Raw genomic sequence first — 239 nt, 5'->3', positions numbered from 1 at the left:
CTTACCCGGCCTACAAAAGAGCGTATCGTAGGCCGGGTAAGCGTAGCGCCACCCGGCAAATTCACTGGATCAGTAGCCCATATTTTTCTTCTTCTCTAACTCTTCTTTCGCCGTGTCCGGCAGGTAGAGCGTGGATTTGGTGACCGTCACCTTCTCAGGCATCGTGCCGTCCTTCTTGAATTTCTCCAGCGCATCGAATGCCGGGCCGGCCATGTTTGGCGTGAGTTCCACGCTGGCGT

1 pseudogene is annotated in these 239 nt (G+C 55.6%); it reads right to left on the bottom strand.

The features are described 5' to 3' along the window. Positions 1-69 precede the first annotated feature (69 nt). Positions 70-239, bottom strand: a pseudogene (locus LDK53_RS22810) (sugar ABC transporter substrate-binding protein); the annotation flags it as partial.

The sequence above is a fragment of the Enterobacter sp. K16B genome (assembly GCF_020216105.1).
Taxonomy (GTDB): Bacteria; Pseudomonadota; Gammaproteobacteria; order Enterobacterales; family Enterobacteriaceae; genus Enterobacter; species Enterobacter sichuanensis.
The sequence above is the reverse complement of the archived record's forward strand: the minus strand, read 5'-3'. Positions and strand labels throughout refer to the sequence as shown.